The organism is Cecembia sp. (assembly GCF_007126775.1).
GTDB lineage: Bacteria > Bacteroidota > Bacteroidia > Cytophagales > Cyclobacteriaceae > Cecembia.
Genome location: NZ_SLAP01000100.1, coordinates 1 through 15944 on the forward strand (window position 1 = coordinate 1; position 15944 = coordinate 15944).

The 15944-nt window shown below is 39.1% G+C and carries 10 protein-coding genes; 4 read left to right on the forward strand and 6 right to left on the reverse strand.

The annotated features are described in order from the left end of the window. The first annotated feature begins 70 nt into the window (after positions 1-70). Positions 71-1930 carry an FAD-dependent oxidoreductase gene (locus QZT73_RS06345; RefSeq protein WP_291787235.1) on the forward strand — a complete coding sequence of 620 codons (1860 nt, stop codon included), beginning with the start codon at positions 71-73 and terminating at the stop codon, positions 1928-1930. Here the strand turns inward: QZT73_RS06345 and QZT73_RS06350 are convergent. The 4 genes from QZT73_RS06350 to mtaB all read right to left on the reverse strand — a co-directional run bounded on the left by QZT73_RS06350 (position 1893) and on the right by mtaB (position 8434). Beyond that, positions 1893-3110, reverse strand: coding sequence for a vanadium-dependent haloperoxidase (locus QZT73_RS06350; protein ID WP_291787236.1), 1218 nt, complete (start codon positions 3108-3110; stop codon positions 1893-1895). The genes QZT73_RS06345 and QZT73_RS06350 overlap by 38 nt on opposite strands. Positions 3111-3277: 167 nt before the next feature. Further along, positions 3278-6583 carry a VCBS repeat-containing protein gene (locus QZT73_RS06355; protein ID WP_291787238.1) on the reverse strand — a complete coding sequence of 1102 codons (3306 nt, stop codon included), beginning with the start codon at positions 6581-6583 and terminating at the stop codon, positions 3278-3280. 79 nt (positions 6584-6662) lie between these two features. Then, positions 6663-7016, reverse strand: a complete 354-nt coding sequence (locus QZT73_RS06360) for a DUF805 domain-containing protein (RefSeq protein ID WP_291787240.1) — start codon at positions 7014-7016, stop codon at positions 6663-6665. A gap of 98 nt (positions 7017-7114) precedes the next feature. After that, positions 7115-8434 (reverse strand): tRNA (N(6)-L-threonylcarbamoyladenosine(37)-C(2))-methylthiotransferase MtaB, encoded by a 1320-nt coding sequence (gene mtaB / locus QZT73_RS06365; RefSeq protein ID WP_291784820.1) that lies wholly within the window; start codon positions 8432-8434, stop codon positions 7115-7117. Between the two features lie 233 nt (positions 8435-8667). Between mtaB and QZT73_RS06370 the strand changes: the two genes are divergently transcribed. The 3 genes from QZT73_RS06370 (at position 8668) to QZT73_RS06380 (ending at position 13051) form a co-directional block, all read left to right on the forward strand. Next, entirely contained in the window at positions 8668-10830 is a 2163-nt protein-coding gene (locus QZT73_RS06370; RefSeq protein ID WP_291784818.1) for a glutamine synthetase III, read from the forward strand. A gap of 179 nt (positions 10831-11009) precedes the next feature. Next, complete coding sequence (locus QZT73_RS06375; protein ID WP_291787243.1) at positions 11010-12038, forward strand: LacI family DNA-binding transcriptional regulator; 1029 nt, start codon at positions 11010-11012, stop codon at positions 12036-12038. A gap of 104 nt (positions 12039-12142) precedes the next feature. Beyond that, positions 12143-13051 carry an ROK family protein gene (locus QZT73_RS06380; protein ID WP_291778018.1) on the forward strand — a complete coding sequence of 303 codons (909 nt, stop codon included), beginning with the start codon at positions 12143-12145 and terminating at the stop codon, positions 13049-13051. A 58-nt stretch (positions 13052-13109) separates the two neighbouring features. On the opposite strand, the gene QZT73_RS06385 is transcribed toward QZT73_RS06380, so the two are convergent. Both QZT73_RS06385 and QZT73_RS06390 read right to left on the reverse strand, forming a co-directional pair. Beyond that, positions 13110-14348 carry an ROK family protein gene (locus QZT73_RS06385; protein ID WP_291778019.1) on the reverse strand — a complete coding sequence of 413 codons (1239 nt, stop codon included), beginning with the start codon at positions 14346-14348 and terminating at the stop codon, positions 13110-13112. Positions 14349-14522: 174 nt separating this feature from the next. Next, a complete protein-coding gene (locus tag QZT73_RS06390) occupies positions 14523-15869 on the reverse strand; it encodes a DUF6600 domain-containing protein (protein WP_291787245.1) in 1347 nt (448 codons plus the stop codon). Positions 15870-15944: the final 75 nt, after the last annotated feature.

The following is a 15944-nucleotide window of genomic DNA, read 5'->3' on the forward strand; positions in this document are numbered from 1 at the left end:
GCCCCTTTTTTAGTCTTAATTTAATATCGGGAAACTGCAATTTAAAATATAAAAAACTAAAATATTCTAAATGAAATTTAAATACCTTAAAGCAATTACTCTCGTTTTTTGTTTTCCTTTTGCTTTAATCGCTCAGGAAGAGGTTCAGCTATTAATCATCGGTGGAGGAGCCAGTGGGGTTTCTGCAGGTATTCAAGCCTCCCGTATGGGGGTAGAAACTATGATATTGGAAGAGTCACCTTGGCTAGGAGGCATGCTGACTGCTGCGGGGGTATCAGCTATTGACGGGAATCATCGAATGCCATCCGGGATTTGGGGAGAGTTCAGGCAGAAACTTTATGCCCATTATGGCGGACCTGAAGCTGTTGAAACAGGTTGGGTATCCAATACGCTGTTTGAGCCTTCTATTGGGAATCGATTTTTACAAGATTGGGTTAAGGGCCAACCTTCATTGACAGTATTGCATCATGTAACCTGGAAGGATGTCAAGTTTGAAGATGGAAAGTGGAAAGTTTATTATTTACAGGACAACAAGGAGAGGGCAGTTTATGCCAAAATGCTAATCGATGCGACAGAGTTGGGAGATGTAATGGCTGCTCTGGATTTTGAATACTTTGTTGGAATGGACAATCAGGAAAGGTTTGAAGAGTACTATGCCCCTGAGGAAGCCAATGACATTGTCCAAGACCTTACATATGTGGTTACTTTAAAAGATTTTGGAATAGGGAATGATATGACTATCCCTCGGCCGGAAGGGTATGATCCAACGATTTTCGCTTGTGCCTGTGACCATGCTGACCCAACGTTATTTGATGATCCTACCAATGATTGTCAAAAAATGCTCAATTATGGAAAGTTGCCTAATGGCAAATATATGATCAATTGGCCAAATTGCGGAAATGATATTTATATGAATATCATTGAATTAAGTCCTTTAGAAAGACTGGAGGTATTGAAGGAAGCCAAACTGCATTCTTTACGATTTGTCTATTACATTCAGCATGAGTTAGGCTTCAAGCACTTAGGAATTGCTGATGATGAGTACCCTACAGAAGATCGTCTGCCTTTTATTCCCTATCATCGGGAGTCGAGAAGGACATTGACAGAAAGTATGCTGACACTTCCCCATGTCCTGGATCCTTTTAGACAGTCAGAACCCTTATTTAGGACAGGAATTGCCGTTGGGGACTATACCATTGACCATCATCATAAAATGAATCCGGAAGCACCAGAGATTGATTTTATCAAAATACGGGTGCCTTCTTACAATGTTCCTTTGGGAAGTTTAATTCCTAAAGGATCTACCCATTTTATAGTGGCTGAGAAAAATATTGGTGTTTCCAATATTGTCAACGGAGCAAGCCGATTACAGCCTGTGGTGCTTGGTATTGGACAGGCAGCAGGCGCCTTGGCTGCGACTGCTATATTGGAAGGCAAAGACCTTCATAGAATTTCTGTAAGGTCTGTACAGCAAAATTTACTGAACTCCAATGCTTACATCATGCCGTTTATTGATGTAAAACCAGACCATAAGCACTTTCAGGCTATCCAAAGGATAGGGGCAACTGGAATAATAAAGGGGTTTGGAGTTCCCTTCAAATGGGCCAATCAGACTTGGTTTTACCCTGAAAGAGAAGTTTCTGAATTTGAATTAGCAGAGGGGTTGAGACCGTATTATGCTAGTTTGTCCAATTATTGGTCTGCATCGGGAGAAATGCTAACAATCAACTTCCTAATGGAGCTGCTCAAAGAAATTGATCCTAAAATTAGCATGGAAGATCTTGGAAAAGCTTGGTTAGATGCGGGATTTGAAAGCGATTTATTCCAGTCAAATCATCGCCTGAACCGTTTGCAGGCAGCTGTGATACTGGATCAAATTTTAAACCCTTTTGCTATTCCGGTGAATCTGCAAGGCTTACCTGTGCATTGATCCTTTCTAAAATTAAATCACTTATTTTTTCTCCTTGTTTTACTCCTTCCTCAATAGCATCTCTAAAGTGGATTCCCCCGTATAAGCGGCTGATTGCCGCCTCTTCAGATGCTTGGAGGAAGGAGGAAAACTCCCGCTCCGGTAATCCGAAATAGACTTCTGAAGTGTCGATAAAGTCAAAATCATCTCCAAAAAAGGCAGTCAGGATCTTTGCGGTGGCAGTTGATATCACACTGTGGCCGCTGGTGTATTCCGGGAAAGGCGGTGTTTGCAATAAGGGTCTCCAGCCTTCATCAACGTATTTTTGGATAACAGATTCGGGCCTTATTCGATCAGAGTCATATTTTTCTTCCCAACAACTGATAAAAGCATCATGAAGCCCCATAGAAACCAAGGCATGGATGTACAAAGTGTCTTGCCAGTCCAATCCGGCTTTTTGTGCCGCAATACCCGTAATGCCTACCCAGTGCCCTCCAGGTGAGATCTTTTTTATGCCTATCGCCATATGTCCTGAATACTGTACCATAAAGGGATTGCAATCCCAGAAATTGGCTATTAATTTTTCTTCTTCCGTCAAACCTGAAGTCACTTCATATACCTCCATGAGCTGATTATGAAAAGAACTTCCTTCTTCTAAGCTAAATGCTGCTGGGGGTGATGGTTTAAAATCCTGAATATCTTCAATAAAAAAGGGTCTAATCGTTCTCCATTCAGGTTCTACAGCGGCCATATAAGCAGGAGGAGTAGGGTACCAATAACCATCTCCCTTTTTTGGGGAATAACGCGTCAAAGTACTGAGGGAATTGTAGCCATCTGTACTTGCTAAATTCATGACCTCAGTAGCGATGTATTTTGCATAATCTAAGTGTAGATTGAGCGATTTTTTTGAAATCCACCTTTTTTTCAAAGCGGTTTTTATAAAATCCTGTTGTTTTTGTTCCAGCGTTTTTCCAGAAGGCATGATTTTTTTACCTACTTCCAACATGCTGTATATTGAAACAAATTCCGGCCTTAGACCGGAGGGAGGATTATCCAGATCTAAACTCCCTATCAAACTTTTGGAAAGGAGCTGCCGATGGTAGGATGAATTGGTGATTTCAGACCAGGCAATTTGAGCAGCAAGTGTTGTATATGCATAAAATCTTGCTGCAGCTGGTGGAGAAGCAACATCCGTTACCATAACTTCGGTAATGTGAAACAAATTGTCCACATAGATATCAATGTCTAAGCTTTTTTGTTGCGCAATAATGTTTCCGGAAAAACTAATTGTGAAAAATGAAAAAAGCACTGATAAGATACTAGTCCTTAGACTCGGTCCTGATGGATATGTTTGTTTGACGGAAAGCATTATTTATTGAACTGATAAGTTTTAATACCCATACCATTGATTCCAAAATGGACTTCCTCAGGAAAGGAAGGAAGCTGAATGATACTTTTTACATCTCCATTTATTTTGAACCCTGATTGCTGTTGGTTAATGAAAGTAAAGTTACCATTTCCATCTCCTTTAAACAACTGCCCTTGGTTAGCATCCATGACTCCCAATCTTATACGGATTTGTCGCTGGTTACCAGCAAGGATAAAATCCAGATTGCCATCTCCATCGAAATCTATCGGTAAAACAGCTTGGGCGGGAGCAAACTGGGCCTCGATGGGTAATATCGTACTTTCCAATTTGCTGCCTGAATTTTTAAGGAACACAGAGCCCATTTCATTAGCCTTTAATATGGAGGCTTGTTTCAATTGCTCTTTTGTAAGTACCTGGTCAATACCTGCCTCGGCGTAGGAAGCATAATCTGTAAATTTACTTCTAAGGCTGTACATCTGATCAAGCATTTCATCCCTGCTCGCAAAAGGATAAGGTTTGCCCTGTACATAATGGACCAAGATTGGATCTATAGAGGAATTCTGATCAAAATCTGCAAAGTAGAGACTGATAGGAGTTTCATTGGATGCTTTTAATTGAGAATTTAAACCAAAGTTACCCACAATGAAATCTTCATTCCCATCATTGGTAAAGTCACCGGCGACGATGCTTCTCCACCAACCTATTTGTTCTGGTTTTCCCCAAATTTCAGTTTCATCAGATAATTTTGCGTGGTTATCATTTATCAAAATGGTAATGGGCATAAACTCACCAACAATTATAAGATCGCTTTTCCCATCTTTGTTTAAGTCGGTTGAAACTGCCGCAGTGACCATCCCGATTTTGCCACTTCTTGGAAGGTATTGTTCAGTTTTATCTTCAAAAAAACCTTCTCCATTATTAATCAATAAATAGCTTTGGGGGCTGATTGGGTATCTCCCAGGAACAATCCTTCCTCCGACAAAAATATCAGGTAAACCATCACCATTAAAATCGGCAGCTACTACTGAAGAGGCACTGCTTCTTAAGCGAGGGAGCCTATCCGGAGCATGCGTTAGTTTTCCCATCCCATCATTGATATAAATCCTGTCCTGAAGGAATTCATCAGTGGAGAGGTAATCATGGTAACCGCCACTTGCTACATACAGGTCTAAATGACCATCTCCATTGAAGTCAGCAAATACTGCTCCTGCATCAGTGTAGTCTGATCCACCATGGTATGCATCGTAAACTACCCATTGATCAGTTTTCCTTTCAAATATTTTCCCTGGAGTATCTTTTGTTCCGCCAACGAACACTTCTTCTGTCCCATTGCCGGTGATATCTCCAAAGGCAATGATCGGACCAATATAAGAGGGCATCTCTGTGAGCAATGGTTGTCTCTTAAAATCGTTAAACCCATATTCTTCATGTTGGAAGGGAATTACTTCCTTTGAAGTGCTGAAAATAGGAGAAATCTCTTTGGAAATCCTTGAAACATTTTCTGCGTTTGATTCATAGATAGTTAGGAGCTGATTGCTATTGATATTTTTTAGTACCTGCATTTTCCCTCCAGGCCATGTCACTATTAAGGAGTCAATTTCTGTATGATCCCCTAAGCCAAAATGTAATTTATGTGGAACTGTAGACTGAAAGCCTCTGGTTGGCATTTGTTCTGCCATTTGGAATTCGGAATTGTGATGTATTTCTACTTTTACCCCGATTCCCGTAGTATTTTGAAGTTCCCCTTTTAACTGTATTTGAACCCAATTAGGCTTTTTCCCGGTACTTTCAGTTAATCTATTTCTATAAATCGAGGCAGGACCATTCACATTATTTACAATTAAGTCCAATTGACCATCATTGTTAAGATCTGCAAAAGCTGCACCATTTGAAAAATTGGGCATATCTACTCCCCAATCCGAGGAAACGTTTTCAAATTGAAGCTTGCCATTGTTTTCAAAAAGATAGTTGGGAATAGGCGTAGAACTCATAGAAGTGACCACATGTAAAGTATCTGCCTTTTCCCTTGCTACAGCTGCTTTGAAATAATAATCCCCTTTGAATTTTAGGAAATCCCTGTTGGTATAATCCCTGAAGTACCCATTGCTGACAAATAAGTCTTTATATCCATCATTGTTTATATCAAAAAACAGTGCTGACCAACTCCAATCCGTATTGGATATGCCAGCCAATTGACCGATTTCGCTGAAACTCCCATTTCCTTGATTGATATGCAACATATTACGCATATTTTGGTGGAAGAAGCCCCTATTGATCATCAGTGCATATTGCTCATAATTTTCAGGTCCGTAGAGCAATTTTTGTCTTTTATTGTCTTCCGGTAGCATATCCAATGTAAAAATATCAACTAGTCCGTCATTATTGATATCAGCTATGTCCAGGCCCATGGAAAAGTGGGATATATGCTGCATCATTTCTGGCATCACATCTGTGAATGTTCCATCTCCATTATTAATGTATAAATAATCAGGTTCGATGTAATCGTTACTTACAAATATGTCCAAGAATCCATCTCCATTGATATCTGAAGCAATCACTCCTAATCCAAAACCTAAGGCACTTCCCTTAATGCCTGCTTCTTCGCTGATGTCGATGAATTTTCCATTGTCATTTCTGTAGAGTTTATCCCCTGCTAAAGGATGTCTCACTTTTCGCGCCTGATCAAATTCTATCTCATTGATAACTTCTATATGATGATTCAATAAAAAAAGGTCTAAGTCCCCATCATTGTCAAAATCAAAAAAAAGCGCTTGCGTGCTATTGGATGGGTCGTCTATGCCATATTCTTTTGCAGCTTCTCTAAAAGTCAAATCCCCTTGATTAATAAAAAGCTCATTCCTCCTGCTCTCAGTATTCCCGTTTCCGGAATAACACACGTATATGTCTAACAATCCATCTCCATTGATGTCTACCATGGCCGTGCCTGTTGTCCATGAGTTTTTACCTGCTACACCCGCTGACTTGGTGATGTCATCGAACTTGAATTCACCATTGTTAAGGTAAAGCCTGTTATCTACCATATTGCCAGTGAAAAAAATATCATCTAATCCGTCATTGTTGATGTCACCGACAGCTACGCCTCCCCCGTTGTAAAAATATTCATATGTAAGTATATTATTTTTATGATTTTCAGTAAGCTTATTATTGAAATTTATCCCCGATTTTTTAGGAGATATAATTTCAAATAACTTCTTTTTATTGGGGGTAAAAGAGGGATAAAATACGGTTATGGAGAACAGGATCAATAAAAAAAGATATTTTCCTACTCTTATTTTTACTTTCATATAAAATTCACTTAATGAATTTTAAGATAGTAAAAAAATACAAGATTTTTAAATACCCACTAATGAAGACAAGGCCCAATTAAATAACATCACTCACCAATGGGCTTTCCCCATATTCATTTTCACCTTTGTCCCCTTTTTTCAGTGCTAGCCATATAAAACCGATAAAATTAATCGGTGGTGGAATAAGGAGGTAAAAGGCATAGCGCCAGTCCAAGCCAATATCATGAAGTCGTTTGATAGATTGGATCAACAAAAGCACGATAGTTGAAATCAAGATGATTCCAAATGCAGCAAAGGATAATATATCCCCGATAAGATAGGCATCATACATCTTTGTAAGTGAAATAATGTTCGTCCAATAGAACACCACGAAAAGGAGCAAATATTTCCGTCTAGATATTCTACCGCTTGGTTTTAAGAATTGTAACATAAGATTTGGTTTTATTGTATAACCAAAATATGTTGTTTTTGTTTAAAAATTCAATTATAAAAATTCTAAAAGTGTAATTAAATATTGAAAAAAGATAATTAATGCTTATCGTAAACCATTTCTGGCTCTAAAACCTCCACATTTCCAAGCTCATTAATTTCGGATAGGCTGACCACTTTCAATTCATTTATAAGAAGGGGGTCGTATTTAGCAGCTACCCGAATATAATTCTCCGTAAAACCATGCATTTTGCCATCTTCAAGATCTTCTTCAAAAAGCACAGTGAAGGTTTTGCCCAGATTTTCCTCATAAAACTTTCTTCTCTTTTTCTCAGAAAGGATACGAAGCATACGGGATCGCTCATTCCGCTTTTTCATCGGAACCACGCCATCCATTTCAATTGCCCTGGTATTTGCTCTTTCAGAGTAAGTAAATACATGAAGATAAGAAATGTCTAATTCATTGAGGAACTGGTAAGTTTCAAGAAATAACTCATCTGTCTCCCCGGGGAAACCTACAATTACATCTACTCCTATACAGCAATGAGGCATTAATGTTTTGATTTTACTGACCCTATCTTCATAAAGTTCGCGAAGGTACCTCCTTCCCATTTTTCTGAGTATAGTATTGCTCCCGGACTGTAAAGGAATGTGGAAATGAGGGACAAACTTTTTGGATTGGGCTACAAAGGCTATAGCTTCATTAGTCAATAAATTGGGCTCAATAGAAGAAATTCTAAACCTTTCTATTCCCTCAATTTCGTCTAAGGCTTTGATCAGATCTATAAATTTCTCTTTTCTTTTGCCCTCCTGAATGCCAAAGTCCCCGATATTCACTCCGGTCAATACGACTTCCTTGACATCAGTTTGCGCGATCTCTCTGGCCGAAATAAGAATATTTTCTATACTGTCACTCCTGCTTTTTCCCCTGGCCAAAGGTATGGTACAGAAAGCACAGCCATAATTGCAACCATCCTGAACTTTTAAGAAGGTTCTGGTGCGGTCATTTATAGAATAGGCGTTATTAAAGGTGTTTGCGTTATGGATTTCGGAAGCGATCACTTTAGTTTCCTGTTCTTTGGCAAAACCGTCTAAAAGTTCGATGAGTCTGAACTTCTCCGCAGCTCCCAACACGGCGTCTACTCCTTCTATTTCAGCAATTTCCCTGGGCTTGAGCTGGGCATAACAACCAATAATGGTCACATATCCGTTTGGTGAAATCTTTTTTGCTTCTTTAACAATCTTCTTACACTTTTTATCTGCGTTTTCTGTCACAGAGCAGGTGTTGATAATAAAAATATCAGGTTGTTGATCAAACGCCACCTTTTGATAACCTTTTGCTTCAAACATCCTGCTGATAGTGGATGTTTCTGAGTAATTTAATTTACAACCTAAAGTATAAAATGCTACCTTTTTCACGCCAAACTCCTTTAATTCAGGCTGCAAATTTATATAATATCCCTCAGTTTCCAATTTTCTATTTTTAAAGACTAAAAACCAATTTTTACAAGCTTTAATATTAAAAATGAGGCTTATTTTTTAAAAAAAGTGTAAATTTTTTATCAATAGGGGTAAAATCAACACCTATTTCGTAAAAATTAATATAATTTTCTATTTTTGTACCTGTATTATTAAACCACATATTGTAGAAAATGGCAACTTTAAGACAACAAGCGCTACTTATAGCACAGGGAAGGCCAAAGGTAACGGCTACCCCTCCTTCGGGGAAAATATCGGATTACTTCGGGACTTTGGTTTTTGGACTAAAACAAATGAAGGAATCACTCGCCCCTTCTGTATACAAAAAAGTAATGGAGGCAATTGATAAAGGAAGTAAAATTGATCCTTCAACGGCCGAGGAAATTGCTTCTGCTGTTAAAGTTTGGGCAATGTCCAAAGGGGTTACCCATTATACACACTGGTTCCAGCCCTTGACAGGCTCTACAGCAGAAAAGCATGATGCTTTCTTTGATGCCCATGCAGGAATCGAAAAATTCAAAGGTTCAGCACTTGTTCAACAGGAGCCCGATGCCTCTTCTTTTCCACATGGGGGTATTCGTTCTACTTTTGAAGCAAGGGGGTATACTGCTTGGGATCCTACTTCGCCAATTTTTATATTCGATAAAACGCTTTGTATTCCAACTATATTTGTTTCCTACACGGGAGAAGCCTTGGATTATAAAACTCCTCTTTTGAAATCTGTAGAAGCAATAAATGAAGCCGCAGTGAGTATTTGCCAGCTTTTTGACAGAAATGTTAGAAAAGTGACACCATCTTTGGGTGTGGAGCAGGAATACTTTGTAATTGATAAGTCCCTTTTTGCGACAAGGCCGGATCTGGTAATGTCCGGAAGAACTGTATTTGGCCATAACCCCGCTAGAGGACAGCAGTTGGAAGACCATTATTTTGGTTCCATACCAACAAGAGTGAAAGATTTCATGATGGATTTTGAAATTGAGGCGCATAAATTGGGTATACCTGTTTCAACAAGACATAATGAAGTGGCTCCAAGCCAGTTTGAAGTAGCTCCAATATTTGAAGAAATCAACAAAGCAGTGGACCATAACCAATTGTTGATGGATTTGATGAGTAAAGTTGCGGAAAGGCATAACCTGAAGGTTTTATTGCATGAGAAGCCTTTTGCAGGCGTCAATGGAAGTGGAAAGCACAACAACTGGTCATTGATCACAGATACAGGGATCAATCTTTTTCAGCCAAGTAATTCTGCCAGAGAAAACTTACAGTTCCTGACATTTGTAGTAGCTACCGTCAAGGCAGTATATGATCATGCTGATTTGTTGAGAGCAAGCATAGCCTCTGCTTCCAATGACTTTAGATTAGGGGCAAATGAAGCGCCACCGGCGATCATGTCTGTTTTTCTTGGCTCAACCTTAACTGGTGTTTTGGACGAACTGGAGAAAAATGGAAATGTGAAGATCGAGAAGGGAGATAATATGTACATGAAATTGGGTATTTCTAAAATACCTGAGATCATTCTTGACAATACGGATAGAAACAGGACTTCTCCTTTTGCTTTTACAGGGAATAAATTCGAATTCAGAGCAGTAGGGTCCAGTGCCAACTCAGCAGGACCAATGACTGTGTTGAATGTCATTGTAGCGGAAGTTCTTAGAAATATGTCCAAGGACATTGATAAAGAAATGTCGGCGGGTAAGGAAAAGAAAATTGCTATTGTCAATGTTTTGAGAAAATATATCAAAGACAGTAAAAAAATCAGGTTTGAAGGTGATGGATATTCTGATGAGTGGGCAGCAGAGGCTAAAAAAAGAGGACTTTCAAATTTGAAAAGTACTCCTTTTGCCCTTGATGTTTATCTTGATAAAAAAGTGATTGAGCTTTTCAGCAAATCCAATGTACTTACAGGGGTTGAACTCCATGCACGCCATGAGATCATGTTGGAGAATTACATCAAAAAGGTACAAATAGAATCCAGATTAATGGGAGACCTTGCTTTGAATCACGTAATTCCTACAGCAATTCAGTATCAGAATAAGTTGATTGAAAACGCCAATGGTCTAAAAGGACTTGGCTTGGATAACAAGGCAGCTGTTGAAACGATCAAAGAAGTAAGCAAGCACATAGAGTTGGTGAAGGAGAATGTCAATGCCATGATTGATGCCCGGAAAAAGTTGAATAAAGAAGATGATGTTGTCAAGAGGGCTAAGGGTTATTGTGATGAAGTGAAAGAAAAATACTTCGACAAAATCAGATATTCAGTTGACAAACTCGAACTATTTGTAGACGATGAGTTTTGGCCATTGGTAAAGTACAGAGAAATGCTCTTTATCAAATAATTTAAATTCAAAGAAAATTAAACCCAAGGCGGAATCTGTCTTGGGTTTTGTTATTTTAGCCCCATGTCTAATTCGTGATGGAGGGCATAGGTTTTTGTTCTGAATGAATAAAAACAATTAGGAAGAAGCGCAATTATTCCTACTCCATTTGGATTGAAAATGGAATTTAAAATATTGCCATGGCAAAGAAAAAAACGTCTATCAAAGATATCGCAGAGGCCTTAGGAATATCAATTACTACTGTTTCTTTTATAATCAATGGGAAGGCTAGAGAAAAGCGTATCTCTGAGGAGATGACTCAAAAGGTCACTGATTATATCAAAAAAATTGGGTATAAGCCTAGCCATTTGGCGCAAAGTTTAAGGCTGGGGAAATCCAGGGTTATCGTTTTCATGGTGGAGGATATCTCCAATCAGTTTTTTGCTTCCATAGCTCGCCTTATAGAAGAAAAGGCTTATAAAAATGGATATAAGATCATCTATTGCAGTACAGATAACGATGTCAATAAGGCAAAAGAGTTAATCAGTACCTTTAAAATGAGAAATGTAGATGGTTTTATTATCACACCTACTCCTGACCTTGAAACCACCATTATATCATTGATGGAGGAAGAACAAGCACTCGTCCTTTTTGATAGGTGGATTCCGGAATTGGATACTTCTTATGTAGTGGTTGAAAACCAAAAAAGTGCCAAAGAGGCAACCCTTCATCTGATTGACCAAGGAAGTAAAAATATTGGGTTTGTAACGGTGGATTCAAATCAAACACAGATGTTGGACCGCTTGGCAGGTTTTCAGGAAGCCATTACAGAGAAAGGCAGTAACCAAGAAACATTAAAAATCAGCCCCTTTATTATCGAAAAAAAACAGATATCCCTTCACATTCAGGATTTTTTGACAATGCATCCATCATTGGACGCGCTGTTTTTTTCAACCAACTACCTTGCTTTTGAGGGACTATTGGCTTTAGCAGCGTTGGGGAAAAAAATCCCAGAGGATATTAAAATCCTTTCATTTGATGACCACTACTTATTTAACCTTTACCAGCCCAAAATAACTTCCATTGAGCAACCTTTAGAAGCTATTGCGGAAAAATTAATGGAATCCATTCTTGGGCAATTGGACGCTGAGGCTCCCAGTAAACCACCACAAAAAGTAGTATTGCCCAATAAGCTAAACATCAGAGAATCTTCCTTAAAGGGGTTCTGATTAATTCTCCATTTAACAAGTACTTTTATTTTTTTAGAAAAGTCTTTACATTAGATAAATCCTTTTAGCAGAGGTCTGTTTAATTATCATTCCAAGCGAGGATTTTGAAGTTATTAGCAATAGCCCAAATGACCCATAAAAAAATTCTTGCAGGTGATATCGGTGGATCTCATTTGACGATTGGCCTTTTTGAAGAAAAGGAGTCCCAGCTGAACTTACTGCATACAGAGAGGAGGGCTGTGGATTCCAGTCTCTCAGAAGATGATATTTTGGCCCAATGGTACTCAATTTTTAGGCAATACATAGATAACCCTAATGATTTTCAGATCTCGTTAGCGATGCCAGCACCTTTCGATTATGAAAATGGAATCTGCCTAATCAAAGAACAGGATAAATTCAAAAATCTATATGGAGTTAATTTAAAATTAAAATTGAGCAAAGGGCTTGATCTGCCTTTAACCAGTATAAAGTTTATCAATGATGCAGAAGCTTTTTTACAGGGTGAGGCATCATTTGGCAAAGGGGCTAACTTTTCTACTTTGCTTGGCCTAACTTTGGGTTCCGGTTTAGGATCAGCTTATAAGGCTGGGGAGCAGGTTATGGATGCTGAACTTTGGAGCTCTCCTTTTAAAGAAGGATTGGTGGAAGATTATTTGGGAACAATTTGGTTCACCAATTGGGCCAAAAAGAAATTCGGCAGAGAGATATCTGGAGTAAAAGATATTTTGGATAGTAAAGATTTGAATAATGAAATAGGGCCATTATTTAAAAATTACGCTAAAAATTTAAGCGAATTTCTAGCGAGAGAGTGGCGTCAACATCGTTTTGAAGCAGTAGTTATTGGAGGCAATATATCCCTTTCTTCCCACTTATTTATTGACCAGGTAAGTGAAGGTCTCCGAAAGGAAGGAATTGATTTACCAATAGAAATCAGTGAATTGGGAGAAATGAGTGCATTATATGGCGCTGCATCTCTTTATTTTGATACTTCCCGTCTAAGGGTGAGCAGTTAAGTAGGCTTGCCTTTATATACATAAATTATTTGTTGACTTTTTGCGCTTTTACCCCAGTTTATTCGAGAATATCGTTGAATATTTTTTCATTAACTACCGCAACACCGCCTAATAGTCCCACTTCTTTTCCAAGTTTATAAAGAGAAAGCTCTGTATTTTCCCTTGCTTTTGCCATACTGTAAATATTCAGGGCCTGTTGAATGGGAGTAATGAGGTATTGTTTGGCCTCTGCGACGGCGCCACCAATAATAATCAACTCTGGATTCAAGAGCTGCACAAGAATAGAAATCCCCCGACCTAAATCCAGACCCGCTTCAGAAAGTATGGTGATGGCCCTTTGATCACCGGCCAATGCGGCATCTACTACCAAGAAGGGTTCTATTTCATTTTGATTGTCTTTTGCCAACCTTGCAAGGATGGAATCCTGGTCATTTTTTATGGCTTCCTTTGCCATCCTGACAATCGCTGTTCCAGAAGCAACGGATTCAAGACATCCCTTTTTTCCACAGATACAGGTTATGTCGCTTGTTTCAAAGATAGGAGAGTGGCTGAATTCACCTGCAAATCCCGATGCACCTTGGTAAATTTTTCCATCGATTAAAATGCCAAGCCCAATTCCCCAACCGATAAATATTCCTAAGACATTTTTGTATTTGTCATTATGGCCAAATTTAAATTCCGCCAAGGTCATTGCTCTTGCATCATTCTCCAAAAAAACATTTTTTCCAAGCCTGGCTTCGAAATTTTCTACCAGACTTTTTTTCCCAAATTTCAAATAAGTATGGTTAATGCCATTGACAGAATCTATTAGCCCTGGCATGGAAATCCCTACTGCAATAATCTTTTGATCAGGTAATCCGGATTCAATTTGATGAGCTAAAATGAAATCACAAATTTTATCAAAAGTTTCTTTTTCGTTGTTAAGAGGAAGTTTCAAAGTTTCCACCTCCGTCACCGCATGGTTGGCACTGTTGTAAATACAGGTCCGGATTCTGAATTTATTGATATCTAATGAAATGATATAAAAAGAGTCATCCGCTAATTTGTACAGGTCCGGTTTTCTCCCACCCTGAGATTCTGCCCTACCGTGCTTGATAACCTCTCCGGACTGCATCAAATCCCCCAACAAGGAATTGACAGTAGGGAGACTGATGCCTACTTCATTGCACATTTCTCCTGCGGTATTACTTCCCTTAGTATATAGGTTTTTGATCAGCTTGATTTTGTTTAGGTAGCTTTTGGTCTCTACTACTCCCTCTATTTTTTCAAGTGATTTCTTTGGGTCAATTAGGTTCATAAAAATCGTTTTGATAAACAATTAAGCGAATTTTTGGAGCATTACAAAAGTACTTAATTAAAAAATTTATGTAACGGGATGTTCAGGACTTTTTATTGTAGAGAACTTTGTTTTTTCAAAAATAAGATCAATGGTTTTTTTAATAAAAAAAGCGGTCATTTCTGACCGCCTTTTTTATTCATTTCCCCTTCTACCTCTTGAAGAAGTTCCAGAGGATCTACTGTTGTTACTGCTTGAGCGATTGACAGTACCTGAGTTTGAACGGTTAGAAGCTCCTGATGAAGACCTTACCGCGGGGCTTGATTGCCTGCTCGGGGTACTGCTTCTCACAGTGGGTGAGCTTTGCCTTTTGGAAGAACTATTCCCAACCGCTGGTGCTGCTTGTCTGCTACTATTTCCGCTTCCTACTGCTGCATTGCTTCTGTTATGATTGCTACTGCGGTTGTTCATAGCTGGAGCAGATTGCCTGCTTTGGCTATTGCTTCTTACAGCAGGATTATTTTCTTGTCTAGTATTGCCATTGCTCCTCACAGCGGAATTGTTTTGCCTGCTTCTAGATACACTGGAACCACTATTTACGCTTTGCGAAGCCCGTGAATTACTTCTTACTGCCTCATTACTCCTGGATTGTTGTGCATTGCGCGAAGGAGCAGCCTGTGCTTGTCTATTTTGCTGTGCCTGAACATTGCTGTTTCTTGAAGTAGTTCTTTGCTGTGCAGTAGACCTTTGACGGTATTCTTCAGCAGTAAATGCTCTTGAAGGTCTTGCCTGCTCATTTGCATTTCTGGACTTGTTTATCTCCGGTCTGTACATGTTGACACTATTGTTACCTACGATAGTCCTTCCTGGTCTGGAAGTATTGTTCACTGTTTGTACCGGTACATTTCTGCCTGTAACTCGCTGAATTTCTCTTCTTGATGGTCCAGTGTAATAAGTGCTGTTATTGTATACATAAGTATTGTTAATGTAAGTAGTCCTATTATAGATGTTAACAACATTGTAATGAGGTACAAAGTATCTGTGGAAATGCCTATGCCTGAATCTTCTTTGTGGAAGAAATACCCAATGCCTTGCGGGGATCATAATATTTACCCCAACATGCATTCCGGGCCCCATTGGTGCCCAGCCATAAAAGCCGCCACCATTTCTCCAGCTTACCCAGGCTGGTCCCCACTCATAGCCCGGAACCCAAGCCCATCCGTAGAAATCCGACCAGAACCACCTACCGTAATGAAATGGTGCCCATCCCCAATCGTAATGAGAAACCCAAGTGTTTCCAAAGTTGGTCATTGTCCAGTGACCATTGCTTACATAAGGTTGGAATCCTCGGTCTACATAGGGAATCCAAACATAACCGTGATGAGGGTCCATTACCCAATCCCCAAAAGGACTCAGTTCATTATAAAATACTTGGAAAGATACACCCATCCCAAAAGGTGAAGCGTGCACCTTGTCTGCGGAAGCCATACCCATGCCCAGCACGAGTACCAAGCTCATAAGATATATAGTTGCCTTTTTCATAACCGTATTGTTTAAGTGCTTTGATTGATTTTACGGGAACGGTAGAAATAAGGTTTTGAAAAATAATAAAAAATA